At 62.2% G+C, this 26,028-nt stretch carries 24 protein-coding genes; 14 read left to right on the top strand and 10 right to left on the bottom strand.

All coding sequences use genetic code 11. The annotated features are described in order from the left end of the window. The first annotated feature begins 6 nt into the window (after positions 1-6). Entirely contained in the window at positions 7-405 is a 399-nt protein-coding gene (locus FLM52_07240) for an RcnB family protein (GenBank protein ID NVN55578.1), read from the top strand. Positions 406-537: 132 nt separating this feature from the next. On the opposite strand, the gene FLM52_07245 is transcribed toward FLM52_07240, so the two are convergent. Then, on the bottom strand, positions 538-1,335 hold the full coding sequence (locus FLM52_07245; GenBank protein ID NVN55579.1) for a helix-turn-helix domain-containing protein: 798 nt from the start codon (positions 1,333-1,335) through the stop codon (positions 538-540). A 139-nt stretch (positions 1,336-1,474) separates the two neighbouring features. On the opposite strand from FLM52_07245, the gene FLM52_07250 reads away from it, so the two are divergent. From FLM52_07250 to FLM52_07290, 9 genes are all read left to right on the top strand, one after another. Continuing rightward, positions 1,475-2,533, top strand: coding sequence for a C4-dicarboxylate ABC transporter substrate-binding protein (locus FLM52_07250; GenBank protein NVN55580.1), 1,059 nt, complete (start codon positions 1,475-1,477; stop codon positions 2,531-2,533). Between the two features lie 81 nt (positions 2,534-2,614). Next, positions 2,615-3,130, top strand: coding sequence for a TRAP transporter small permease subunit (locus tag FLM52_07255; GenBank protein NVN55581.1), 516 nt, complete (start codon positions 2,615-2,617; stop codon positions 3,128-3,130). Then, positions 3,127-4,455, top strand: a complete 1,329-nt coding sequence (locus FLM52_07260; protein ID NVN55582.1) for a TRAP transporter large permease subunit — start codon at positions 3,127-3,129, stop codon at positions 4,453-4,455. Before FLM52_07255 ends, FLM52_07260 begins: the two co-directional genes overlap by 4 nt. A gap of 43 nt (positions 4,456-4,498) precedes the next feature. Continuing rightward, positions 4,499-5,527 carry an Ldh family oxidoreductase gene (locus FLM52_07265; protein ID NVN55583.1) on the top strand — a complete coding sequence of 343 codons (1,029 nt, stop codon included), beginning with the start codon at positions 4,499-4,501 and terminating at the stop codon, positions 5,525-5,527. Positions 5,528-5,846: 319 nt separating this feature from the next. Continuing rightward, positions 5,847-6,929 carry an ADP-ribosylglycohydrolase family protein gene (locus tag FLM52_07270; GenBank protein NVN55584.1) on the top strand — a complete coding sequence of 361 codons (1,083 nt, stop codon included), beginning with the start codon at positions 5,847-5,849 and terminating at the stop codon, positions 6,927-6,929. A gap of 834 nt (positions 6,930-7,763) precedes the next feature. Further along, a complete protein-coding gene (locus FLM52_07275; protein NVN55585.1) occupies positions 7,764-8,108 on the top strand; it encodes a hypothetical protein in 345 nt (114 codons plus the stop codon). Positions 8,109-8,173: 65 nt separating this feature from the next. Then, positions 8,174-8,512, top strand: a complete 339-nt coding sequence (locus FLM52_07280) for a hypothetical protein (protein NVN55586.1) — start codon at positions 8,174-8,176, stop codon at positions 8,510-8,512. Between the two features lie 69 nt (positions 8,513-8,581). Next, positions 8,582-8,920 (top strand): hypothetical protein, encoded by a 339-nt coding sequence (locus FLM52_07285; GenBank protein ID NVN55587.1) that lies wholly within the window; start codon positions 8,582-8,584, stop codon positions 8,918-8,920. A 77-nt stretch (positions 8,921-8,997) separates the two neighbouring features. Then, a complete protein-coding gene (locus FLM52_07290; protein NVN55588.1) occupies positions 8,998-9,345 on the top strand; it encodes a hypothetical protein in 348 nt (115 codons plus the stop codon). 392 nt (positions 9,346-9,737) lie between these two features. On the opposite strand, the gene FLM52_07295 is transcribed toward FLM52_07290, so the two are convergent. From FLM52_07295 to FLM52_07320, 6 genes are all read right to left on the bottom strand, one after another. Then, on the bottom strand, positions 9,738-11,702 hold the full coding sequence (locus tag FLM52_07295; GenBank protein ID NVN55589.1) for an ABC transporter ATP-binding protein: 1,965 nt from the start codon (positions 11,700-11,702) through the stop codon (positions 9,738-9,740). Positions 11,703-11,725: 23 nt separating this feature from the next. Then, positions 11,726-12,625: an ABC transporter permease gene (locus FLM52_07300; protein NVN55590.1), complete on the bottom strand. Its 900-nt coding sequence runs from the start codon at positions 12,623-12,625 to the stop codon at positions 11,726-11,728. 7 nt (positions 12,626-12,632) lie between these two features. Beyond that, on the bottom strand, positions 12,633-13,577 hold the full coding sequence (locus tag FLM52_07305) for an ABC transporter permease (protein ID NVN55591.1): 945 nt from the start codon (positions 13,575-13,577) through the stop codon (positions 12,633-12,635). A gap of 1 nt (position 13,578) precedes the next feature. Beyond that, a complete protein-coding gene (locus FLM52_07310; GenBank protein NVN55592.1) occupies positions 13,579-14,850 on the bottom strand; it encodes an alkaline phosphatase family protein in 1,272 nt (423 codons plus the stop codon). Further along, positions 14,850-16,349, bottom strand: a complete 1,500-nt coding sequence (locus FLM52_07315; protein NVN55593.1) for an ABC transporter substrate-binding protein — start codon at positions 16,347-16,349, stop codon at positions 14,850-14,852. The genes FLM52_07310 and FLM52_07315 overlap by 1 nt, the downstream gene beginning before the upstream one ends. A 305-nt stretch (positions 16,350-16,654) precedes the next feature. Beyond that, positions 16,655-17,731, bottom strand: coding sequence for a LysR family transcriptional regulator (locus FLM52_07320; GenBank protein NVN55594.1), 1,077 nt, complete (start codon positions 17,729-17,731; stop codon positions 16,655-16,657). Positions 17,732-17,876: 145 nt separating this feature from the next. On the opposite strand from FLM52_07320, the gene FLM52_07325 reads away from it, so the two are divergent. Next, entirely contained in the window at positions 17,877-19,043 is a 1,167-nt protein-coding gene (locus FLM52_07325; GenBank protein ID NVN55595.1) for a gamma-butyrobetaine hydroxylase, read from the top strand. Then, a complete protein-coding gene (locus tag FLM52_07330) occupies positions 19,040-19,615 on the top strand; it encodes an HD domain-containing protein (protein ID NVN55596.1) in 576 nt (191 codons plus the stop codon). Before FLM52_07325 ends, FLM52_07330 begins: the two co-directional genes overlap by 4 nt. A 16-nt stretch (positions 19,616-19,631) precedes the next feature. On the opposite strand, the gene FLM52_07335 is transcribed toward FLM52_07330, so the two are convergent. Further along, positions 19,632-20,534: a LysR family transcriptional regulator gene (locus FLM52_07335; GenBank protein ID NVN55597.1), complete on the bottom strand. Its 903-nt coding sequence runs from the start codon at positions 20,532-20,534 to the stop codon at positions 19,632-19,634. A 244-nt stretch (positions 20,535-20,778) separates the two neighbouring features. On the opposite strand from FLM52_07335, the gene FLM52_07340 reads away from it, so the two are divergent. Next, a complete protein-coding gene (locus FLM52_07340; GenBank protein NVN55598.1) occupies positions 20,779-21,765 on the top strand; it encodes a zinc-dependent alcohol dehydrogenase family protein in 987 nt (328 codons plus the stop codon). Between the two features lie 134 nt (positions 21,766-21,899). After that, positions 21,900-22,709 (top strand): SDR family NAD(P)-dependent oxidoreductase, encoded by an 810-nt coding sequence (locus FLM52_07345; protein ID NVN55599.1) that lies wholly within the window; start codon positions 21,900-21,902, stop codon positions 22,707-22,709. A 240-nt stretch (positions 22,710-22,949) separates the two neighbouring features. Here FLM52_07345 and FLM52_07350 read toward each other — a convergent pair whose 3' ends face one another. Together FLM52_07350 and FLM52_07355 are read right to left on the bottom strand one after the other, a co-directional pair. Beyond that, the gene (locus FLM52_07350) at positions 22,950-24,362 is read right to left on the bottom strand and encodes an amidase (protein ID NVN55600.1); all 1,413 of its coding nucleotides are present in this window, start codon (positions 24,360-24,362) and stop codon (positions 22,950-22,952) included. A gap of 136 nt (positions 24,363-24,498) precedes the next feature. Then, complete coding sequence (locus tag FLM52_07355) at positions 24,499-26,025, bottom strand: sodium:solute symporter family protein (protein ID NVN55601.1); 1,527 nt, start codon at positions 26,023-26,025, stop codon at positions 24,499-24,501. Positions 26,026-26,028: the final 3 nt, after the last annotated feature.

The raw sequence follows: 26,028 nt of genomic DNA on the forward strand, positions 1-26,028 counted from the left end.
CCAGCCATGCGAACGCGCACACTGACCATTCTGATGATGATATTCACGCTGCTGGGAGCCCCGCTGGCTCAGGCAGGACCGCACGATAGAGGCCATGGGCATCATGACCGTGGGCATGGCCACCACGACCGCGGCCATCATCACGGAAAACATCATAAGAAGCACTATAAGCAGAAGCGTCACCATGAACGCCACCGTCATGAGGCGCGACGCCACCACCAGTGGCGCCGTGGCGATCATCTGCCGCGTCATTACTATTCCGACAGCCGCTACTGGGTGAAGGACTGGCACCATCGCCACCTATCCAAGCCGCCGCGTGGGCATCGCTGGCTCAACATCGACGGGCGCTATGTACTGGCGGCGGTGGCGGGTGGCGCGATCACGGCCATCATTCTCAATCGCTGATTTCTGCCGCATGGTCAGACGTCAGACAGCAAGACCAAAGACAAGGGCCTCCAGTGAGGCCCTTTCTTGTGCTCGTCGTCCACGTTATGACATGGCGAGGCTGCCGACGCAGGTCAGGCTCGGGCAGCATTCTCAGGCGTAGGCGCTGCAAACCCAGGTCATGGTCGCCGGGGTGTCACCGTTGTAGGTGATGGCGTGTCCGAGGGTGCTGTCGAAGGCCAGGCTGTCACCGACCCTGAGCAGGATGGGGTCGTAGAGTTCGGTCCAGACCGTCACCTCGCCGCTGGTCACGATGATCTGTTCCTGGCCGGAATGTTTTTGCAGGCCGCCGAACTCCTCGAGACTGCGATTGAGCACGGTGGTTTCCAATACCATGTATTCCTTGGACGCCACATTGTTGCAAAGCGGTCGATAGCGGTAGTTGGGCGTCTCGATGACGTCTCCCTCCTGCGCTCGCGTCAAGGCGAGCCAACCCCGAAATGACGTGTCCTCCGTGTGATAGAACAGCTCGCTGACATCCACCTTCAGGCCTTTGGCGAGGTTCACGATCGCCTCGAAGGTCGGTGAGATGCGTCCATTCTCGATTCTCGACACGCTGGCCGCCGAGATACCTGACGCGCTGGCCACGGCCGCGATGGTCAGCCCCTTCTCCTTGCGTAGTGCCTTTAGATTGTCACCAATGGCGCCTGCCTTGCGTTCTCGGTGCTTCAGGGCGATCGGCGTTTCCTGGTGGGGTGTCATGTCAGCGTGCTCCATCGTGTTCATCTGCTGGGGTGGCGTCTGTCGCTGCTTATGCCGATGTAGCGCAAGAGCACGAGCTTTCAGGTCATGCTGCGGCAGGGAGAGGCATGAACGCCATGATGGCGTCCATTTAGGGCTCCCATGAGAAAAATGTCGAGCCTGATATCCATATTTGACCCAATATTGCATATATGCAATTGTGAAGGCGAATGCGCAATCGACAGTGGCCGCCCACTGGGTGTGTATCCGTCCTCAGCCTGCATCAGGCATTCGCCTGCAAGTGCGCATGGCATTGCGCGCTAATTAAAATAATTACGGGAAAACAATAATGTACAACTTCAAGAAACAGCTCCTCGGCATGGGTATCGCTGCCAGCCTGTTGGCGACTGCCACGACTCAGGCGGCGGACATCGAGTGGAAGATGGCGACACCGTGGGGCGGTGGGCCCTGGCTTGAACGGGATGCCAAAACCTTCGCGGACTATGCAAACGAATTGACCGATGGTGATGTGAGCATCCAGGTGTTCCCCGGCGGCACCTTGGGCGGCGCGCTGCGTGTCACCAATACCGTGAAGTCCGGTGTCGCACAGATCAGCCATAACTACATCAACTATGACTACGGAACTGACCCGACGGCAGCGCTGCTGGCCGGGCACTCCAGCGGCCTGACGCCGGAAGAATTCATGCTGTGGATGTACGAGGGCGGCGGCGTCGAGCTCTATGAAGCCTTCCGTCGCGAGGTATTCGGCGTCGTGGCCTTCCCGTGCTCGACTCTGGGCACCGAGATATTCCTGCACTCGAGCAAGAAGGTGCAGACGCTTGAAGACTTCCAGGGCCTGCGCCTGAGAACCTCCGGTGCCTGGGCGGAGATCGCCTCGCGGCTGGGTGCCTCCACCGTGGTGATGGCCGGCAGTGACATCTATACGGCGCTGGACCGGGGGGTGATCGATGCGGCGGAGTGGGGAAGTCCTGAGCTCAACAAGCCGACCGGTTTCCAGAATGTGGCGCAGTACGTCATCTTGCCCGGCATCCATCAGTCGGGCGGCATTCTTGAGTGTGAAGTGAATGTCGAGGCCTGGGACGGCCTGAGCGAAGCCCAGCAGAGCCAGTTGCGCCTCGCGGGCAAGCTGAGCGTGTTCGAGTCCTGGCTGGATAGCTCCTTTGCCGATCTCAAGGCCTTCAAGGAGCTGGAGGAAGGCCCCAACGAAATCGTGCAGCTGGACCAATCCTTCATCGATGCCATCTACGACGAGACGCGCGCCTGGGAAGACGAGAAGGCGGGCGAGAACGAGTGGTTCGCACGTGTGCTCGAGTCGCAACGTACCTTCAAGCAGAACATGACGACCTGGCAGGACTACCGTTTGCCGATCGGGGGAATGGGGCGCTGAGTCCTCCTGAATGATGTCCATGGCCCGGGCGATACCTGTATCGCCCGGGCTCTTTCCTCGTCGTCAGCTTGGTGAGTTGCCATGAAAATCGTCGCTGTCATTGAGCGCCAGACCCGCTGGGCCGGGTATCTGGGGGCAGTCTTGATACTGCCGCTGGTGCTTGCGTTGGTCTATGAAGTCTTCAGTCGTTATGTGCTGGGAAGGCCCACCTTGTGGGCGTATGAAGTCAGCTACATGGTGATGGGTGCCATCTTCATGCTTGGCATGGCCAATGCCCTGCGTGTCGGCCAGCACGTCAGTGTGGATGTGTTGAGCCAGAATTTTGCACCGCGTCTCAGGGCGGGAGTTCATCTGGCCTGCTATGCGGTATTGCTGCCGGTATTGATGTGGCTTGTCTGGGAGCTTTGGTTCTATGCGCTCGAGGCGTTCTCCAGCAATGAGCGCTCCGGACGTTCTGCCTGGAATCCGGTGATCTGGCCGGTCTTCGGCGTGTGGTGGTTGGGCTTTGTCTATCTGACGCTGCAGGTGATCGCGGAGATATTGAAACTCTGGAGCACACTGCTGGGCCATGATCATGGCGCGGAGGTGTCCTCATGAGCGACTTCATTGCCCTTATCATGTTCCCTGCGCTCATCGCTCTGATCGTGCTCGGTTTCCCGATCGCCTTCTCGATGATCGTCGTCGCTACCGTCTTTGGTGTTGCCCAGTTCGGGGATGCCGCGGCCTATCAACTGCTGACCAAGATCGAGGACACGGCGTCCAACTCCATTCTGGCTGCCGTGCCCCTGTTCATCTTCATGGGCGCGATGCTCGAGAATTCCGGCATTGCCGAGCGACTGTTCGGGGCCATCCATCTGTGGACACGCCGGATGCCCGGCGGACTGGGCGTCGGCGCGGTCATCATGGGCACCATCTTCGCCGCTGCCAGTGGTGTCGTCGGGGCCACCGAGGCCGTGATCGGCATGCTGGCGGTGCCTGTCATGCTCAAGCACCAATATGACAAGTCGCTGATCTCCGGCACTATCTGTGCCAGTGGCTCATTGGGCACGGCGATTCCGCCTTCCATTACCGTGGTCATTCTCGGGCCTGTCGCGGGTGTCTCAGTCGGATCACTGTTCAGTGGTCTGCTGATCCCGGGCCTGCTGATGGCGCTGCTGTTCCTCCTCTATATCGTCGTGGTCTGTGCGCTGAAGCCAGCCCTTGCGCCGCGACTCAAGGAAGATGAGCAGCATCCGGGGTGGGGCAAGCTGCTCACCATTACCCTGAGTGCGCTGCTGCCGACCATGAGTCTGATTCTGGTGGTGCTGGGCACGATTCTGATGGGCATCGCCACGCCGACGGAAGCGGCAGCCTGTGGGGCGCTCGGCTCCGTATTGCTGGCACTGGGGTATCGCAATCTCACGCTGTCCATCCTGTGGAACGCGGCGATACGCACACTCAACATCACCGCGATGATTCTGCTGATCGTGCTGGGCGGCAACATGTTCGCGGGCGTCTTCTTCGCCTCCGGCGGGATGGCCACCGTCCAGTCGCTGCTGCTGGATACCGGCTTGAGCCCGTGGCTGATTCTTGGCGCCATCCTGCTGATCGCCTTCCTGGCCGGTTTCGTGCTCGACATGATCTCGGTGGTCCTGATCGTCATCCCTGTGGCGATGCCGGTCATCGGCCTGCTCGGGTTCGATGAGATCTGGTTCTGCGTGGCCTTCCTGATCGTGATGCAGACGAGTTATCTGACACCGCCGTTGGCGCCCTCCATCTTCTATCTGCGTGCCATCACGCCTCCTGAAGTGACGCTGAAGCACATGTACAAGGGGGTGATGCCCTTCATCTTCCTGCAGCTGATGGTGTTGGCGCTGATCCTGGTCTTCCCGGGGCTGGCGCTGTGGCTGCCTGATGCCATCAGCGGACCGTCATGGAAATGATGGACACCTTATTGGAAAGGAACGAATTCTCATGAGCGATGCAATGAAGGAAGCGGCAGGAATGGACGTCAATCTCGATCGGGCAGCGCTCAAGGCGCTATGTCACAAGGTGTTGAGCCGTCATGGCTTCAGTGAGCCACACGTCGCTGCCATGAGTGATGCGCTGGTGGCGGCGGAAATGGACGGTTGTCGCTCCCATGGGCTCTATCGCCTGATGGGGTTCGTCGCGACGCTGAACAATGGCGGAGTGGTGCCGGACGCCGTGCCGGTGGTCGAGGATACGGCGCCTTCCATCGTCAAGGTGGATGCCAAGGGTGGCTTCTCGTCGCTGGCCTTCCAGCAGGGCGTACCTGAACTGCTCAGCAAGGCGCGAGCCAACGGCATTGCCATTCTGGCCATCAATCATTGCGTGCATGGCACGGCATTGTGGGTCGAGATCGAGAGGTTGACGCGGGAAGGGCTGGTTGCCATCGCCTGCAACCCGACCCAGTCGTACATGGCACCCTATGGAGGCAGCCAGCCCCTGCTGGGCACCAACCCCATTGCCTTCGGCTGGCCGCGCGGGGATGGCAACCCTTACGTGTTCGACTTCGCGACCAGCGCCATCGCACGTGGCGATATCGAGCTGCATCGTCGTCAGGGAGATGAGATCCCGCTGGGCTGGGGAGTCGATCGAGAGGGTACGCCGTCACAGGACCCTGCCGAAGTGCTGGATCATGGGGCGATGTTGCCCTTCGGGGATCACAAGGGCTCTGCGCTGGCGATCATGATCGAGCTGATCGCAGGGCCGCTGATCGGTGACATGCTGAGTATCGAGTCCAGCGAACACGATCAAGGCAAGGGCAGCCTGCCGTATCATGGTGAGCTGATCATCGCGATCGACCCCGCGCGCCTCACGGGTGGCAGCACCCAGCAGAACATGCTGCGCTCTGAAAGGCTGTTCGAACTCGTGAAGCAGCAGGGCGCAAGGCTCTCCTCCGAGCGTCGCTTCAAGGCTCGCCAGAAGCATCAAGAACAGGGCGTCACGCTGTCGAGAGCCTTGTATGACGATATTCTAAAGCTGGCCTCATGAACCTCCGTGTAGACCGAGCAGTAGAGCTCTCGCTGAGAGCACACCTCGAAGAGTCAAATTGCATGAAAAAGAACGGCCGCCCTTGTGCGGCCGTTCCTGTATGAGAGTTTCTGTCGTCGGGCTTGTCATCGGCGTTGTCTTCGGTGCTGCCAACCTCACGCCTGCCAATACTGAGCGCTCATCCAGTTCTGCCTGATAATGCGCACCACTGGTTGAGCCTGCTTTTCAGCAAATGCGCAGATGCTGATAGCGTAAGGTGTAGTGAGGGTGGCTGACGTCACCTGAAGGTCACGCAGGGGAGAGGCACATGACGCTTGAGATGACATCGCGGTTTCGTGGTTGCCTGTTGGGTGGTGCGGTGGGTGACGCCTTAGGGGCGCCGGTGGAATTCCTGTCACACGAGGAGATCCAGGCACGCTTTGGAAGTGATGGCATACGTGACTATGCACCAGCCTACGGTGGGCTGGGGCGGATTACCGATGATACGCAGATGACGCTGTTTACCGCTGAGGGGCTGTTGCGCAGTCATGTGCGTGGCTGTCTGAGAGGCATCACGACGCAAGGCAGTCTGGTCAACAGTGCCTATGAACGTTGGCTTTACACCCAGGGTGAACGCTCGCGGCAGGATACCGAGCAGGAATGGCTGGACAGTGGCTGGCTGATCAAGCAAGGCGAGCTCCATTCGCGCCGCGCCCCGGGCATGACATGTCTGGCAGCGTTAAAGCATGTGCGTCGCTACAGTGACACTGCGCAGAATGACAGCAAGGGCTGTGGCGGTGTGATGCGCGTCGCGCCGATTGGTCTGTTCGCGCATGTGATGGGAGCCTCCCATGAGATGTGCTTCGCACTCGGGGAAGAGGTCTGCGCGCTGACCCATGGGCATGTGACCGGCCAGCTGACGGGCGGCGTGCTGGCGGTGATGATCCAATGTCTGGTGGCGGGGGATTCGATGGCACAGGCACTTGCGCACGCCATGCGCATTCTCGAGCGCAAGCCGGGCTGCGAAGAGACCATGCAGGCTCTGCAGCAAGCCCGCGAGCTTGCCGAGTCCGGCACTGCGCCGCAGGTGGCTGTCGTGATGCTGGGACTGGGCTGGATCGCGGAAGAGGCCCTGGCGATGTCCGTGTATTGCGCACTCACGGCGCGGGATTTCCGCTCCGCGATTCAGCTGGCGGTCAATCACGACGGGGATTCTGATTCTACGGGCGCCATCACGGGCAATCTGCTCGGGGCGCAATGGGGAGAAGAAGTGATACCGAGTGACTGGCTGGCCCCACTTGAACTGCGAGATGTCATCGGTGAGATCGGGCAGGATCTCCACGATTGTCCGCGCTGGGAGCTCTACACCAACGGCGGTGGCAAGGATGAACGGTGGGTCTGGGAGAAATACCCGGGTTATTGAATCGCGATGCAGCAGCATGAAAAGCGCGGAGCCATCTTCCAATGGCTCCGCGTTTTCGTGTCTGGACAACAATTTTCATCGCCCGTCGCGATGAAGGGGAACGCAGAGGTGCAGGGAGCGCTTGAAGCAGGTGACTTGAGAGGGCGCCCACGGGCTTCGTAAGCGGTTGATAATCCTATGCTTATTACCAAAGTCGTAGATGGGTGTCTGTCCAGCTGGTCAGGCGAGTGACGCATTGGTTCGTGATTGGAATCAATGCTGTTCCAGTGGAGGGATATCTCGCGTGGCGGGTTTCGTCCACAATGCGCTCATTCCACATTGCATGAAACGGCAGTCTGGATCGGGTCGATGGCTGGCGTCTGTCAAGACGGCACCACTTTTTTGAAGATGGCATGCATCCAACCCGTTGGCGCAAGCGTAAGACTCTACAAGCACAACGGTGAGGGTTTCAGCAGGGTGGAAAGACATACTGCTGACGAATGCCTTCCTCATGATCGCGACCAAAGTTGAAGTGTCAGGCAGCGGTACCGGAGCAGACCTGAGTGACTGATCGACATTCGATTACTGGCGACATGCACCTTCTTAGTTGTACAGAAGTGATGCAAAAGGCTTGCAAGGGTTTTGCGTAGTGAGGGTTTTCATCACTTGCGGGTACCGAGGCAATGACAAGGCATCGCAATCTGGTTCTTTGATGGAAACAGTGAGCTGCCAGCGACACGGCTAGTGTGATAGCGCAATAATCATTAGTCTGTTAACAAGTTAGACGGGTACAGCCGAGACTGCACACGACATCACAAGGGCAACATCGCCCAGGACAAGCAAAGGAAAATCATCATGAAAACTCTGAACCTCAAGACTCTGATCGCCGCCGCCGCTCTCGCCACCGTGAGCACTGCCTCCTTCGCCGCGGATGACAGCCCGGCCGCACAGCGTGTTCAGCAGTCCATCAGTCAGGACGTCGTCGTCGGCGCTGCCCAGCAGGCACCGACTGCCCAGGCCACCTTCGCCGATACCGGCATGAGCGTTGCCGCAGGCCGTGTCGAGACAGCCCTCAATCAGTCCGCCATCGAAGGCAAGGGTGTGGCCACCGTCAGCCGCGAGCAGGCCTTCGACAATGATGCCGGCAAGAGTGTTGCTGCCACCCGTGTTCAGCACGCCCTGAACGACAGTAACGTCTGAGTCATTCAACCTCTTACCCGGGCGCTCACGCCCACTGACCACTTTGTTCATCGAGGAGATTCATCATGAAAACCATCAAGACTCTGATCGCCGCCGCCGCTCTCGCTACCGTCAGCACCGCCACCTTCGCCGCGGATGACAGCCCGGCCGCCCAGCGTGTCCAGCAGTCCCTCAGCCAGGACGTCGTCGTCGGCACCGCTCAGTCAGCCGCTACCCAGCAAGCCAGCTTTGCGGAAACCGGCATGAGCGTCGCGGCAGGTCGCATTCAGCAGTCCATCAGTGCCGATCGCATCCACGGTCAATCGCACACCGTGGCCACTGCCAGCCAGGCATTCGATAACGATGCCGGCAAGAGTGTCGCAGCGACTCGCGTCCAGCACGCCCTAAACGACAGCAACGTCTGAACCATCGTCAAGCCTGACCTGGATTGCCGGGTCTGATCATCGCTTTGCTTTTTATCGAGGAGATACACCATGAACACTCTCAAGACTCTGATCGCCGCTGCCGCACTCGCCACCGTCAGCACTGCGTCCTTCGCCGCCGACGATAGCCCGGCTGCCAAGCGCGTCCAGCACAACGTCAGTGACAGCGTCATCCATGGCTCTGCCCAGCAAGCTCCGACCGCCCAGGCGACCTTCGCGGAAACCGGCATGAGCACTGCTGCTGGCCGTTTCCAGGTGGCATCCGGTGACGACGAGATCCGTGGCCATGATCGCTCCATCCATCTGCAGGAATTCGATGTTGCCAATGATTCCGGCGATAGCGTTGCCGGCACCCGTGTTCGTCACGCCGTGAGCGACGTCAACGTCTGAGACGCCCGACGTCTGCGTCAGGCGCTTGCAGGCCAGGTGTCTGCACTGACATGACCTTTTTCGACAGGAGAACCCCCATGCAATCCCTCAAGTCTCTATTTGCCATTGCCGCATTGTCCGTTGCCGCCACTGGCGTGGCTTCTGCCAATGACAGCGAAGCCGATGCCCGCGTCCGTGCCACCCTCAGTGATCGCGTGATCATGGGCCAGGCACAGCCGGTGACTCAGCAAGCCGCACTGCATCACGATGATGTCGTGGAAACCGGCATGAGTGTCGCTGCCAGCCGCGTCCAGAAGTCCATCAGCAACGCCGGCATCCAGGGTACCACCCGCGCACTGGCGAGCGATTCGGCGGTTTACGTCAACGATGCTGGCAAGAGTGTCTCTGCCACACGCCTCGAGCATGCCTTGAACGAAAGCGCATGATCTCTCGTCGGCGGATGAACATCCTCCGACTCTGCAAGACAGCCAAGGATGCCGATATGCCATCGACTTGCCCCTGTCAGTTGCTGAATGGTCCCACTGACCATCGTGTCGCGTCATGATGGTCAGTGTCCCAGAGAAGAATACGTGAGAGAGAAGAACGCTTGAGCAAGTGTTTTGGCTGAGTGGAAGCCAGTGTGGAAGTGCGCACTCATCGTCAACTGCAGAGCCCTTGCTCAAACGCTTTCCTGTCCTGAATGTCCTGTCCCGACATTCCCTGCCCGCCATTGGCGGGCTTTTTTCGTTGCATGAAGGTAATCAGCAGCGGAGATCGGCAGCAGGGAGAGGCAGCCGGAACAGGCGGGCGGGACAGAATGGTGGGACAGAAAGCCGGGTCATGCCGCGACCAGCTTGGCCTCCATCAGGGTTTGCACATAGGGCGGCAGATCCCCTGTGGCGAGGCTTGCGACATTTCCCAGATGCTCGGTGCGGCCATTGCGCAGCACCAGTACGCGGTCCGCGAAATGACTGACCAGCCCCAGGTCATGGGTGACGAAGACCAGGCTCAGGCCGCGCTCACGCTTGAGGCGTTGCAGCAGGCGAATGATGGCGGCTTGAACCGAGACATCCAGCGCCGAGGTGATCTCGTCACACAGCAGGATGTCGGGCTCGGCGGCCAGCGCTCGGGCGATGGCGACGCGCTGCTGCTCGCCCCCCGACAGCTGGCTGGGCAGACGGTCGAGATAGAGCGCGGGCAGGCGCACCTCTTCCAACAATGACTGGGCACGCTGGCGGGCGCCATCGCCCTTGAGATCGAACCAGCGAGAAAGCACCGGTGCGAGAGATTCGAACACGGTCAGACGAGGATTCAGCGCCGTGCTGGCATGCTGGAAGATGTACTGGATCTTCTGACGCTGCACCGGACGCCGCTCGGCGACCAATCCCGCCAAGGGCTCCTGACGCAGACTGAGCTGTCCGGAGACGGGGGAGAGCAGGCCGGCCAGCGCCTTGAGGATCGAGGTCTTGCCGCTGCCGGATTCGCCGATCAAGGCCAGCGTCTCGCCTTGCTGGAGCGAGAATGCCACATCGCTGACGGTGAGTGCCGGCGTTTCACCGCGCAGGCGCGCCAGCCAGCCGGGCATGCGATAGCACAGGTTCAGCGACTCCACGGCCAGCAGCGGCGCGATGTCCAGCGACGTGGCTGACTGCGAGTCGTTCTTTACGCGATCCGCCCGCTCATCGGTTGCTGCGTCACTTTTCGTACTTTGGGGTCTTTCCGCACTTTTCCCGCTCGCCTTTGCCGCCATTGCGTGACCTTCCAGCGCATGATGACAGGCGTAGCGACCTTGCCAGCTCGGCACGCTGTCACGGCACGTTACACTTGCGCGCGGGCAGCGCGGTGCAAAGGCACAGCCCTTGATGGCGCTTCCCACCAGGGGCGGCGTGCCTTCCAGCGCGGCGTCAGGTCGATAGCACTGACTGCCCGGCGTCGCGGCCAGCAGCGCGTGACCATAGGGGTGGCGCGGGCCGTTCAGGAAGTCGCGAGTCGCGGCGACCTCCACCAGTTGACCGGCGTACATCACCGCGACGCGGTCACACAGGTGAGATACCGCGCCCAGATCATGGCTGACGAAGACGATGCTCATTCCCAGCTCAGTGCGCAGCGAAGCCAACAGCGCCAGAATCTCATTCTGGGTGCTGGCATCCAGTCCGGTGGTCGGCTCATCCATCACCAGCACTCGTGGGCGTTGCGCCAGGGCCAGCGCCAGACTGGCGCGTTGCTGCTGTCCGCCGGAAAGCTGGTGTGGATAACGCTGCATCAGCACTTCGGGGTGAGGGAGGTGGACGCGTCGCAGCCATGCCACGGCCTGTTGTTCGCGTTCTGTCTTGCCTTTCACGCCCTGCGACAGCAGCGTCTCGCACAGCAGGCTGCCGAGCGTGAGATGGGGCGTCATGGCCTTTTCGGCATGCTGGGACACCAGCCCGAGCCTGAGTTCGCCCAGCCAGCGCCCCGGTTGATGATGAAAACTCAGCTGGCGGTGCTCGTCGTGAAGAGGGTCATGACTGGTAGAGGTAGAGGCGATGGCAGAGGTGGAGGCAGTGGCAGAAGTGGAGGCAGAGGCGGGCGCAGGTAAGGCGACACTCACCTCGCCGGTGCGCACCAGGCTGCCCCGACGCAACAGACCCAGCATGGCTGTGGCCAAGGTGCTCTTGCCGCTGCCGGACTCGCCCACCAGACCCAGAATCTCGCCCTGGCCCAGGCTCAGGTCGATACCGCGCAGCACGGGTCGCCAGGTCTGCTGGCGATCATGAAAGCCGATGTTGAGATCGCGAACGCGGATCACGGTGTTGTCCGTCATGGCGTCACCTTTGGAGTTCGGAATCATTCGGGGCGCCCCGCACGGTCGATGCCCAGTGTCTTGGCCAGGGTGTCGGCGACCAGATTGATGGCGATGATCAGGCTGGACAGCGCCACGATGGGCGGCAGCACGGCCCAGGGCGCAAACGACATGAAGCCGCGGCCATCGGCGACCATCAGTCCCCAGTCCGGGGTCGGCGGGGAGACGCCGAAGCCGAGAAACGACAGCGAGCTGAAGGCCAGCAATGCCCAGGACCAGCGCATCGCCAGCTCGACGAGGATGGTGTCGAGCACGTTGGGTTTGATCTCGCGCCACAGCAGACGCATCAGGCTGTCGCCGCGCAGCCGTGCGGCCTGTATATAGTCAAGGCACAGCACTTCGCGGCACGCAGTGACCATCACGCGCACCACCGCCACGCCATAGAAGATGCCCAGAGTCAGGATGAAGACCAGTGGGCCGGGGCCCATCACGCCGATGACCAGCAAGAGGAACAGTAGCCAGGGAATCGACAGCAGGGCGTCCACCAGACGCATGGCAATGTTCTCGACCCGCCCACCGATGATGGCCAGCAGCATGCCGCAGGCGCTGCCCCATACCACGGCCAGCACGGCGGCCGGCAGCGAGGTGTAGATGGCCTCGCGGCCCCCGGCCAGGGTGCGGCTGAGGACATCGCGGCCGAGCTGGTCGGTGCCCAGCCAATGTTCGGCACTGGGGGGCAGCAGCGAGGCGAGACTGTCGCCCGCGGAGATGTCATAGGGCGCCAGCCAGCGGCCAGCGACGGCCAGCAGAAGGTGCAGGCCGATCAGCACCAGGCCAATCCGGCCCTGGCGGTTGGCCCACAGCAGCGCCAGGGTGTGTTGACCCGGCAGGCTGGCCAGGGCCAGCCGCGGGCCGCGCGCGATCGTCGAGGAAGAAGCGTTCATGAGTGACTCAGGCTGTCTTGAGTTTGGGATTGAGCACGATGACCAGCATGTCGGCGACCAGATTGCACAGCACATAGGTGACGGAGAGCACCAGTGCGCAGGCCTGCACCACCGGCATGTCGCGGTCATTGATGGCCGAGATCATCAGGCGCCCCAGCCCCGGATAGTTGAATACCTGTTCGACGATCACCACGCCGCCCAGCAGCCAGGCGATGGTCATGGCGGCCAGACTGATGGTCGGCAGCAGGGCGGCTGGTGCCAGATGACGGATCACCAGTCGCCAGCGCGGCAGCTGGCGGATACGCGCCATGTTCATGAAGTCGCTGTCCATCACGCTGATGGTGTTGGAGCGGGTCATGCGCATCATGTGTGCCATGGCCACCAGCGCCAGCGTGATGGCGGGCAGCCAGACACCGGGCAGCAGGTTCCACAGGCTCTCGTTGGCACCGGCCACGGTGATGGCAGGGAACCACGGCAGCCAGATGGCGAAGGCCAGGGTCAGCAGGGTGGCGCTGATGAATTCCGGCACCGTCATGGCGATCAGCACCAGGCTGGAGAGGCTGGAGTCGAGCCAGCTGTCGCGCTTGAGCGCCGCGATCAGCCCCAGCAGGATGGCCAGCGGGATGGCCATCACGGTCGCGATGCCGCCCAGCAGCAAGGTGTTGGCCAGGCGCGGCATCAGGGTATCGCTGACCGGTGCACGACTGGTCAGCGAGGTGCCGAAATCACCACTCAGCAACTGCCCCCACCAGCTGACGAAGCGTGTCGTCACCGGCGTGTCCAGGCCAAGCTCGGCGCGACATTGGGCGAGATTGATCGGGGTCATGCTGCGTCCCAGATAGTTGACGCAGAAGTCGCCCGGCAGCATCTCGATCACCCAGAACACCACGCAGGCCACGAAGACCAGCGTGAAGCCGCCATACAGGCAGCGCTGCAACAGCATTGCCCACATCTCAGTTCACCTCTTGAAGATCGCGTGCCCGCTGTGGCGTCGAAGCCTCATCGAGGGGCGGCAGGTCCAGCACCTGACGCAGGCGCGGGTGGAGGGCCAGTGACTCGAGCTCAAGGCGCTCGCCCGCAGTGATTGACGGGCCGTGCAGAACGGCGAAGCGCTGGTCCGACGTTGCGCCGGGGCCGAAACCGTGCGTGGAGACATAGCCGGGCGCCGCCACCAGCTCCGCGTGATGGGCATGCTTGCAGGCGGGTTCGAAGCTCATGCCCGGCGGTGCCTGATAGAGCTGGATATGCCTCACGTCCGGGGGCAGGAAGTCGGCCGGCTCGAGCGGCGTGACGCCGAACTCGGCCAGGCGCGCGGCCTGCTCGCGTTGGCGTTCGTCATCGTCACAGGCCACCAGCAGCAGGCCACCATCACATTGCAGCGCGACATCCGGTAGAAGGCGGTCTGCCACCAGTGCCCGCTGTACCGGGGCATGACCATGATCACTGAAGACACACAGGTGGTAGGTCTCGCGCTTGTTGATGGCTTCAAGGCCGGCCAGCAGGCTGCCGAGCTGGGCATCGACCATCATCAGGGCACCATCGACCAGGGCGTCATCATTGCCATGCACATGCAGGCAGTAATCGGGGGTGTTGAGTTCGAGCAGCACCAGCTCAGGCGTTTCGCGCTCGATCAGCGACAGCGCCTCGTTGAGCAGTTGCTGGTCATTGCTCATCGCGCGCATCAGGGCGTCATTGCGGGCATCCCAGTGATTCAGGCGCGGCGCGGTCATGCCCTTGGCGCGCAGGTCACCTTCCTCCCACCAGGGCGACAGATACCAGTCGCAGCTCTCGGGGCGGGCCAGCCCGAAGCCGAGGCTGGCCACCCGCAGTCCTGCCGCGCGCGCGGCCTCGAGCAGGGTCTCGCCACGCAGGTCCTCGACCCTTGCTGGACGAAAATGCTCTGCAGTGGCGCTGGCGCCTGTGGCGTGACGGTCGCTATCGGTCTCAGCCCCTGTAACAGACGCAAACTCCACCTCAGAACCGGGGCAATGGATGCCGTTGGAATAGATACCGTTTGAGTAGATGCCGTGCACCTGAGCCGGTTGCCCGGTCAGGACACCCGCTCGCGCGGGCATCGAATTGGCATTGGTATCGGCACCCAGGCGCTCGATCAGCAGGCCGTCTCTGGCCAGGGCGTCGAGATGCGGCAGACGCGCCCGCGTCTCGGCGAAGCGCTGACTGCTGATGCCGTCCATCAGAATCAGGATCAAGCCAGGGCGGGACATCAGCTCTCTCCCTGCTTGTCGACCTGGTGCCAGCGAATCGCGAAGTGTTCGACTGCCGGGATATGCACCTCACGCTTCATGACGCGGTTGTTGTTGAGGTGGAAGGGAATCAGCGTCGCGCCGGTCTCGGTCAGCAGCGCCTGGGCCTGGTGATAGAGCTCGGTGCGCGCTTCGTCATCCAGGGTGGCGCGCGCCTTGGCGAGCAGGGCATCGAATTCGGGATTCTGGTAGGCCGACTCGTTCCAGTTGGCCTCGCTCTGGAAGATCTCGTTGAGCACCTGATCGGTCGGGCGCTGGCCCCAGGCTGTGGTGAAGGCCGGCTTCTTCATCCAGGCGGTGTTCCAGTAATCCGCCGCGGGCACGTTGTGCACGTTGACGGTGATGCCGGCCTCGGCTGCCTGACGCTGGTAGAGCTCCGCCATCGGGCGGAAGTAGTTGTCGACGCCGCTGGTGTAGACGTCGATCTCCAGCCCATCGGCATACCCCGCGTCGCTCAACAGGCTGCGGGCGGTGTCGAGGTCCTGCGGGCATTGCTGTGCCAGCTTGTACTGATCGCCATTCCAGACCGGGTTGTCACAGGTAATGGTGGCGCCGCCCTTGCCGAACAGCAGGTTGACCATCTCTTCACGGTCGGCCACCAGACGCAGCGCACGGCGCACGCGCACATCCTGGAAGACCTCGTCGTCGGCGCGGAACACCATGCCACGCCAGTCGCCGGTGGCGATGGAGTCGTAGTGGTAGGCCGGGTTGCTGGAGAACAGGCGCAGCTGCTGGGCGTTGACGCCATTCCAGCCCGACCAGTCAATCTGGCCGGCCAGCAATGCCTGGGTGCGGGCGTTGTCATCGGGGATGCCGATCAGGTCCATGCCATCCAGCTTCGGTGCGCCTTCCCAGTAGTCAGCGAAGGCTTCGAAGGTGGTGGTGCCCTGCGGATCGAATTCGACCAGCTTGAAGGGGCCGGTGCCGATGCCCTGCAGTGAAGTGTCGTCATCAAAGCCAGCCGGCACGATCTTGGCGCGGTAATCCATCAGCAGAATCGGCAGGTCAGCATGGGACTGGCTGAGGCGGAACACGATCTGGCCAGCCTCATTGACGCTGACGTCCTCGATGACGGACAGCGCGGCACGTGCCGGGGCATCGCGCTCGGGGTCGAGCAGACGCGTGAAGCTGTAGATGACGTCATCCGCGCTCAGCGCCTTTCCATTGTGGAAACTGACCCCGTCACGCAGCGTGAAGGTCCACTCATCGGCAGCGGGGTTGGCCTGCCACGCGGAGGCCAGGTCCGACACCGGCTCGCCCTTGCTGCCCTGACGGACCAGGCGGCTGTAGATCAGCTGGTTGGCCGAGTAGAAGCGCGTCGGGGAGATGGGGTCCAGCGACTCCTTGCCACTGAACTCGACCCAATGCGGGGTGCGCAGTGTCTCGGCATGGGCCAGCTGGGGGACGGCAAGTTGGGCAAGCGCGGCAAGGCCGATGGCAGCGATCAAGGGCTTCTTCATGTCAGGCTCCAGGCAAGGGCGACGGTCAGGGACGGTAGTCAGGGACAGTGGTCAGGGGCGGTCGTCAGGTACGGTCATCAGTGACAGCAAGCAGGTTCCGCAAAACCGGGTCAGGCCGACAGGCAGGCCGTTGGATGGCTCATGGCGCAGCCCGCCGGGACGGTCGAACTGCGTCAACGCTGTCGTCTTGAGGCGTCATCTTTGGTGCAGATGATGACGTTTCCGTGACAGATGCCAGCCGTTGGCCGCAACAAAAACTGCGACTGTGCCTTAGAAATTCTGAGGCTCGCGTCTTGCTGCCCGTGCTAGCGGGGCTGAGAGGGCAACTCGCTGGTGACAGGATTGGCCTGAGAGGTGTGCATGGTGCTGCGCAACCAGGCACAGAAATCGTTGACCGCCGGGGCATGGCGGCGTTCTGGAGACACCAGCAGGTACTGACTGCTGGTGCTGGGCATGCGCAAGGCGTGCGCCAGTTGCAGGCGTCCGTTCTTGATCAGATCCATCACGAAGGACTGGCGGACGAGCAGGAAGCCGTGCCCCTCGAGTGCCGCGGCAATCGCCAGACTGGCATTGCCGAACTTGAGACCGGCCGGCGGGATGTGGCCACGAAACTTCTGCAGGCGGAACCAGTCCAGCCAGCTTTCGCGGTAGCCGATGCACTCGATTCTGGGCGCACGGGCCAGATCGTCGAGTGGACTCGCGGGTGAGGCGTTGGGGGCGAGGGAGGAGTGCAGGAAGGTGGGGCTTGCCACGACGACCCACTGCTCATCGGCCAGTTTCTCGTACTCGCGCCCGCACCAGCCGCCGTAGCCATTGATGATCTCGATATCGACATCGGGCTGCTCGTCCGGGAGTACCTGATTGTGTGGCAGCACCGTGACCTGGATGTTCGGATGCAGCCGCTGGAAGTCCTTGAGCCTGGGGATCAGCCAGTATTCGACGAAGCTGTGATTGGAGCGCAGCGTCAGGCTTTGTTGCTCATCGTGCTGGAAGAGGGTGGCGGTACCGCGCTTGAGGGTCTCGAACACGCCACTGACCAGCGGCAGATAGGCATGCGCCTCATCAGTCAGCTCGATGCGATTGCCGCGGCGAACGAACAGGCTGACTTCAAGAAAGTCTTCCAGCTGCTTGACGCGCTGACTGACGGCGCCCTGGGTAATGCACAGTTCGGCGGCGGCGCGGGTCAGGCTGCCGAGGCGGGCGGTGGCCTCGAAGGCGGTCAGGGCATTGAAGGGGGGCAGGCGCTGAGCGAGGCGCTGGGAAGGGTGATAGGCAGGACGCGACATGCAGAACTCCAGCTTGACTGAGCCAGTCGCCGCATCGGCGGCTGGTGCTGAAGCCATGACTGCAGATCCTGCCGCGGCACGCGGCCGGGCGTTCATTCTTGCAGCCGTGCATGACGATGACGTGACAGTCTGCGCGCATAAAAACTAAGGCTCGCCGCCAGAAAGTCTCGCTATGGTCACGGGTCTGCGTTCACTAGCATGGCGGGCATCCACTGGCGGAGCGCTCGTTTGACATGAGCCTTTGCCACACCCGTTCGTCATGCCGTGCCTTGCGGCTTGTGATCGCACTCGACAGACAGGAAGACTCTGCATGCCTCGCCTCGCGTTTGACGCCGAACAGCTTCACCTGACTCTGGATGATGGCCAGACCCTTGCCCAGCATGTGCTGTGGCTGCAAGACCACGACCCCGCCCGTCGCCATGCCAATGGCCAGCGTCTGGACAGTGTGCTCGACCTCGACTGGGACGCCGCCATCAGCGAGGCGGCGCTTGAGGAGGGCGACGTCCTGCGAGTGACACTGAGCAATGCACGCGAGATTCGCTACGGCGTCGATGAGCTGGCCGCCTTGAGCACCGGCTTCCCCGATGAGCGCAGCAGTGCGCACAAGACACTGTGGCAGGGCAGCGAGTTCTCGGTCGCCCGGGTCGAGTGGGCCGATGTCATCGCCGGGGGAGAGGCACGTCGCAAGGCACTGGCCTGGGTCCGTGACACCGGGGTGGTGTGCCTGCGTGGCGTGCCCGTCGAGCCGGGCAAGGTGCTCGAGGTAATCGAGCAGTTCGGGTATGTGCGCGAAACCAATTACGGCAAGCTGTTCGATGTCCGCACCGAGGTCTCGCCGAGCAATCTCGCCTTCAGCAATCTCGGGCTCGGGGCGCATACCGACAATCCCTATCGCGATCCGGCGCCGAGCATTCAGCTGCTGCATTGCCTGAGCAACGAGGTGGAAGGCGGCCAGACCCTGCTGGTGGATGGCTTCGCCGCCGCCGAGCGCCTGCGCGAACTGGCGCCCGAGAGTTTCGCGCTGCTGACGCGCACGCGGGTGCCGTTCCGCTTCCATGACGCGGACCATGCCGATCTCAGAAGCTGGGTGCCGTTCATCGAGACCGACCACAAGGGCAACATCCGCCAGGTGCGTTACAACAACCGCTCCATCGCCTCGCTGCCGCTGCCGCTTGAGGCGCAACGCGCCTTCTATCGTGCCTATCACGACTGGGCGCGCGTGATCGGCCAGCCGGAGCAGGCAACGCGCCTGCGCCTTGCCCCGGGGGACTGCCTGCTGTTCGACAACAGTCGCGTGATGCACGCCCGTACTGCCTTCGTGGCCGGTGGTAATCGTCATCTGCAGGGCGCCTACGCCGATCTCGACAGCCTGTATTCCACTCTCAACCTGCTGGAGAACGCCCGATGATCACGCAGCCTGCCAACGCCGAGGGGATCGTCGGCCTGATCGAGGACATCTTCGCCCTGCACGGTGCGGACTCCTATCTGGGTGAGGAGGTGACCATGGCCGAGCACATGCTGCAGGCGGCGCATCTGGCCGAGCAGCAAGGGGAACCCGAGTCGGTGATTCTGGCCGCCTTGCTGCATGACGTGGGGCATTACGCCAATGCGCTGCCGCCGGAGGTCTTGATGAACGGCCAGGACAATCGTCATCAGGTCAGCGGTGCCGACTGGTTGGCGCGCTTCTTCCCGGCCGAGATCGTCGAGCCGGTACGCCAGCACGTGGCGGCCAAGCGTTATCTGGTCGTGGTGGAACCGAGCTATCGTGCTTGTCTGTCACAGGCCTCGCTGGATAGCCTGGCCCTGCAGGGCGGGGCGATGGAGCCGCACGAGGCCGCGGCCTTTGCCCAGCTGCCCCAGCTTGCGGCCATTCTCAAGGTGCGACGCCTGGATGATGCCGCCAAGGTGGCCGGCATGCAGACGCCGGACTTCGCTCACTACAAGCCGATGCTTCAGCGCTGGGTGCTGGCGGTGGGATGACAGGCTTTCCGGCATCTCAGTCCTGTTGGACATCCCAATAGGGCGGGCTGCCGAAGTATTCGGAGAAGTAGTCCAGAAAGGCGCGCACCTTGGGTGCCAGCTGGCGGTTGCTGGGATAGACCGCCCAGATGCCCGTCTCGCTGATCAAGGGCGTCTCGGGTAGCACCTCTACCAGGCTACCTTCGGCCAGGTGGCGGTAAATGCTCCATGTCGAGGACAGGGTGATGCCCAGGCCGGCGGCGCAGGCGTCGCGAACGGCTTCGCCATTGTCGGTGCGGATGCGTCCCTTGACGCGAATCGGTTCGACGCCGTTCTCGCATTGAAAGCACCACTGGTCCATGCCGATCAGGGTCAGGCATTCGTGTTCGTGCAGCCTCGAGGGATGCGTTGGAGTGCCATGGCGCGCGAGATAGTCCGGCGAGGCGCACAGAATGCGCTTGTCCGGTGCCAGGCGCCGCGCGATCAGACTGGAATCCTTGAGGGCGGAGTTGCGGATGGCGATGTCAAAGCCGCCCTCGACCAGATCGACGATGGTGTCGGTCAGGCGCAGGTCCAGCTCCAGATCAGGGTAGCGTTCGAGAAAGCCGGCCAGACCCGGCACCAGGTGCATACGCCCGAAGGAGGCGGAAGCGGTGATGCGCAAGGTACCGCTGGGGGAGGTCGTGCCGACGCCGACGGCAGCTCGCGCGGCCTCGGCGCTGATCAGCACCTCCTCGGCGTGGGGGAGAAAGGCGCGACCTTCTTCGCTCAGTGCCACATGCCGCGTGGTGCGATGCAACAGGCGCACCCCCAGGCTGTCCTCAAGCTTGCGCAGGTGAGAGCTGGCGACGGCGGGTGACAGTCCCAGGTCCTCGCCGGCCTGGCTGATACTGTTCACGGCGGCGAGACGGACGAACAGCTTCAGGTGCTCAAGATTCATGCGTGTTTCCTCATTTGCGTCGACTCGCGTGGCTCCCGATGACGAAAGGCACGCCAGCAACGGCTTGGCGCAACGTTCGTGACGTCCACTACGCCCAATACATCCAACAAGCTCAATACGCCCAATACGCCCAATACGCCCAATACTTTCAATAAAACCAATAAACTGATTGTAGTTTATCGCCGTTTATCATTCAGGCTTATGACAACTATGCTGGCTCCACATCCACGCAGGAGACAGACTCATGAAAGCGATGCTCGTCAAATCATTCGGTGGTCCCGAGGTGTTCGAAGCGGCGGAAATCGCCAAGCCCCAAGCGGCGGCAGGTCAGGTACTGGTGCGCATCGCCGCCACCAGCATCAATACCGTCGACACCATGATTCGCCAGATGGGCCCTGAGCTGCCGCTGTCTCCGGCGCTGCCGGCGCTGCTGGGCATGGACTTCGCCGGTACTGTCGAAGCCGTGGGCGAGGACGTCGAAGGCTACGCCATCGGGGATGAAGTCTATGGCTGTGCTGGTGGCCTGGCGGACCTTCCGGGCACGCTGGCCGAGTACATCGCCGCTGATGTCCGCCTGATCGCCCACAAGCCGAAGTCCCTGAGCATGGTGGAAGCCGCGGCGTTGCCGCTGGTCGGCATCACGGCCTACGAAGGACTCAAGCGCGCCAACATCGAGGCCGGTCAGAAGGTGCTGGTTCACGGTGGTGCGGGTGGCGTGGGTCACATCGCCATCCAGTTGGCCCGTCACTTCGGCGCCGACGTCGCCTCTACCGTCGGGCGTGATGAGCACGAGACGCTGGTCGAAGGGCTGGGTGCCAGTGCCATCAATTACCGCAATGAGCAGGTCGCCGACTATGTGGCCAAGCACACCGACGGCAAGGGCTTCGACATCGTGTTCGACTCCGTCGGTGGCGCCAACCTGCCGACCTCCTTCGAGGCTGCGGCACTCAACGGCCATGTCTCGACGACCGTGTCCTTCATGGAAATCGACCTGACCACCGCGCACTTCAAGGGGCTGTCACTGCATGTCGTCTTCATGCTGATCCCGATGCTGCATGACTTCCGTCGTCAGGAGCATCACGAGATTCTGGCCGACATGGCGCGTATCGCCGATGCGGGTGCACTCAAGCCGATCATCGACGACAAGGTCTTCCCGCTTGCGGAAGTGGGCCAGGCGCATGCCCGTCTGGGTAGCGGCCAGGCCACCGGCAAGGTCATCGTCGAGGTCTGATACCGAGACCGAAAGCCCCATTGGCAGGATCATCCTGACACTGCGCTGGCACAGATGAACGACAGGGTGTGGCCTTACGGCACACCCTGTCGTTCGCGTCTCAAGCGTCGTGTGACATTTCAAGGAGAGAGCGCATGAAAACCATCCTTATCACCGGTTCTACCGATGGCATCGGCCTGGTCACGGCCAAGGCCCTGCTGGAGCGCGGCCATCGCGTGCTGATCCACGGGCGCAGCGAGCAGAAGGTCAATGGCGTCGTCGCTGAACTTGCGGCGCAGGCCGGGGCTGAGCGTGTTGCCGGTTTCGTGGCCGACCTGTCCGACCTGTCCGCCATCGATTCACTGGCAAGCGACGTGCTGGCGGCCAACGCCAGTCTGGATGTCCTGATCAACAATGCCGGTGTCTTCCAGGCCCCCAGCGTCGTGACGGCTGACGGTCTCGACCTGCGCTTCGTGGTCAATACCCTTGCCCCGTATCTGCTCACCCAGAAACTGGCTTCGGCACTGCGTCCGGCCGGGCGGGTCGTCAACCTGTCCTCGGCGGCTCAATCCTCCGTGGACCTGAAGGCGCTGACCGGCGAGGTCGCGTTCAACGACCACTATGCGGCCTATGCCCAGAGCAAGCTCGCGATCACCATGTGGACCCGCACGCTCGCCCAGGACTGGGGAGGCCAGGGGCCGATCCTGATCGCGGTCAATCCGGGCTCTCTGCTGGCCAGCAAGATGGTCAAGGAAGGCTTCGGCGTGCCGGGCAAGGACCTGGGTATCGGTGCCGATATCCTGGTGCGTGCGGCACTGGATGAGGAGTTCGCCGGCGCCAATGGTCAGTACTTCGACAACGACGCCCAGCGTTTCGCGCCGCCGCACGCCGACGCACTCGATGCTGCCCTGTGCCATGAAGTGGTCGCGACGATGGAGAAGACGCTCGGCTCTCTGGCGGGCTGAAGCGCGCCAGGATCCGCTGTCACGCTGCAATATGACGCCCCGCTCATGCTGATGATCTCTCAGCGTGGGCCGGGCGTCGTCTTATGCAAGGGCATGCAAGGGCATGAAACGGCTGGTGGATGGATGGCGCAGGCTAGCCTCAGAGGCGATCGATCGCGGCGCTGACCTGTCGGGCTCGGAGGAAGACCGGCGTCTTCGATAGGCCATTGATGACTGTCGTTTGCCAAGAAACTTTGCTTGCTAGGGCCTCGGATAGACAAGTCCAGGGAGCATCTCCTCCAACAACATGGCCGCATGCATGACTTTCATGTCTTGGAATTTTCCTCCCACAAGATGCAGTCCGACAGGCTGCCCGTTGTCATCCAATCCGCAGGGGAGTGATGCCGCGGGTTGTTGGGTCAGGTTGAAGGGGTAGCTGAACGGCGTCCAGTCCATCCAGTCAGCGTATTTCTCGCCGGGTGGGACGTTATGACCGGCAGTGAAAGGCGAGATAGGCATCGTCGGCGTTATCAACAGATCCCATTGTTCGTGGAAGGATTGCATGTGTGCGCAAAGTGCAGTCCGTTTTCGTCTTGCCGCCAGATATTGCGACAAGGAAATGTTGTTGCCTCGTTCTGCAATGTCCAGCAAGCCCGGGTCCATTTGTTCTCGCTGGCTGTCGGTCATCTTTTCGACCACCTGGGTGGCACCCGCGAACCACAAGGTATTGAAGGTATCGAGGGGGCAGGCAAATCCGGGGTCTATCTCGATGACGTCAGCGCCCAGTCTCGAGAGTAGAGCGACCGCTTCGTCCACTCGCAGGCGAATGTCCTGCGCAACGTCGACATACCCAAGTGTCGGGCTGTAAGCGATTTTCCATCCCTCAAGAGATAGCGGGGGTGGCGCTTTCCAATCGATGCCATGCGGGTTGCCGAGCAATCCGTCTCGGGCATCCGGTCTTGCCATGCTGGCAAGCATCAAGGCGCTATCGGACGCCGTCCGCGTCATCGGTCCCAGGTGTGAGAGGGTCGACATGGCACTGGTCGGCCACTGGGGAATCCACCCAAACGTGGGTTTCAGGCCAAAGGTGCCGGTAAAACTGCAGGGGATGCGGATCGAGCCACCGGCATCACTGCCCTGATGGAGCATGCCCAGGTTGAGCGCAGCCGCTGCTCCAGCGCCACCTGAGGATCCCCCGGAGGTCAGTGCGGTATTCCAGGGGTTGCGCGTCACGCCGTGCAGCGGGTTGTCAGTCACTCCCTTCCAGCCATACTCCGGCGAGGCTGTCTTGCCGAGAAAGACGGCGCCTGCCTTGCGAAGACTCGCGGCGACGGGGGCATCGACGTCACTGCCACCGTCGGGTGATGTGGTGGCGGAGCCATACCGGGTAGGCATGTCCCGGGACAGCGTCAGGTCCTTGAGGGTTGTCGGTACACCGTCCAGCGGCCCGCAAGGTGTGCCTTTCATCCAGCGGGCTTCGGCGTCTCTCGCCGCCTTCATTGCCCCATCATGGGCGATATGCACTAAGGCATTGATCTTGGGATTGAGCGTGTCGATACGTTCCAGACAATCCCGAGTCAGCTCGACAGGGGAGAGCTCGCCTTGGCGAAAGAGCGTCAGGGCGTCTGTGGCGGTCAATTCCGATAATTGCGTGGGAAAAGAAGCTGGGGTCATGTCAGATCCTGTCCATTGGCTATCAAGTGCCGACTATCAGGTACTGTGATCAAGCACTCGCACGTGGGGCGTTCTTGGCACGTGAGGTGTGCTCGGCAATGAAAAGGGCCTGCGCAATGCAGGCCCTTGTCGCTGGTCAGCGGGCTTCGATCACCTGAGGTGAGGGAGCCACATCATCTTCCAGCTGCTCCGGGTGATATTCCGCGGTGTAATCCCGGCGCGCCTGCGCGAAGCGTTCCACCACATCGGCATCCTTGCGCTGCAAGGCGAGGCTGAGGATGACGAAGGCTGACGCATTGAGGATCAAGCCCCAGATGCCGGCATGCAGGCCAAGCGGGTTGCTGACGCTGGCGCCGTAGGACAGCCAGAGGACGGTCACGATACCCAGAATCAGGCCCCAGAAGGCCGCTTGCGGGTGAGCCTTGCGCCAGGTGATGGCGCCCAGTGTCGGCACGATCAGCTGAGCGGTGCCCGCCAGTGCCGCGATCCCGATGGTGACGAGCAGCCCCGGAACGGTCAGTGCCAGGATGTAGGCCGCCAGAGAGAAGCCGACCAGGGACAGGCGACCGATGTGGACGATGCGCTTTTGATCCGCTTGCGGGTTCACGTAGCGCTTGTAGATATCCATGGTGACGACGGTCGATACCGCATGAATCTGGGAGTTGGCCGTGGACATCGCCGCTGCCGCGCCAGCCGCCATGATCAGCGATGCCAGCAGGTAGGGCGCATAGTTCATCAGCATGACGGGCAGGATCTGGTCAGCATTCTCCAGGCCAGGCTCCAGCAGTACGCCGGTATAGCCCGTCAGTACCGAGCCGAAGTAGGCGAAGGCGGCGAGCCCCAGCAGGAAGGGCATCAAGCCGAACAGCTTGCCGCTTTTCACCGAATACATGCGCAGCCAGATCTGGGGGCCCATGAAGGCGCCGATGGCCACGATCACGAACAGCGAGAACCACATGGAGTAGCCCATGTTGCCATTCGGCCCCGGCAGCGTCAGATGCGCGGGCGAGTCGCTGGCGAGCTGAGCGAACATGCTGGTCGGGCCACCTGCCTGGCCGGCGATGTAGTAGCCCGCATACATCATGCCGAAGAACAGCAGCGCCCCGTAGATCACATCTGTCCAGGCGATGGCGCGAATTCCGCCGACCCACACATAGACGATGATGATGAAGTAGAACAGCAGTGCGGCCAGCCAGAAGGGCACGACGCCACCGGAGGCGACCTCGATCAGGTAGGCGCCGCCTGTCAGCTGGATCTGCAGATAGGGCACGGTGAAGATCAACGTGATGACGGCGACGAGGATTCGCAGCGCTTCACTGTTGTAGAAGTCGCCCATCAGGTCTGACGGCGTCAGGTAGTCGAAGCGCTTGCCGAGATACCAGACGCGCTTGCCTACCCAGTAGTACATGAAGCCGAAGAGCAGATTCCACGCAAGTGCGGTGAGATAGATCGGGCCACTGGTGTAGAAGGTGGCATTCGAGCCCAGGAAGGCAAAGGCGCTCCACCAGGTAGCCGCCACCGTGAAGAACACGGCAATGCTGCCCATGGCCCGCCCCTGAACGAAGAAGTCTTCGCTCGTCGTCTGGGACTTGCGGGCCGAGACGAGCCCGACGATCAAGGGGATGATCATGAAGGCCGCGATGATCAAGATACTTCCCGTCATGAT

It is taken from the genome of bacterium Scap17, from assembly GCA_013376735.1.
Taxonomy (GTDB): Bacteria; Pseudomonadota; Gammaproteobacteria; order Pseudomonadales; family Halomonadaceae; genus Cobetia.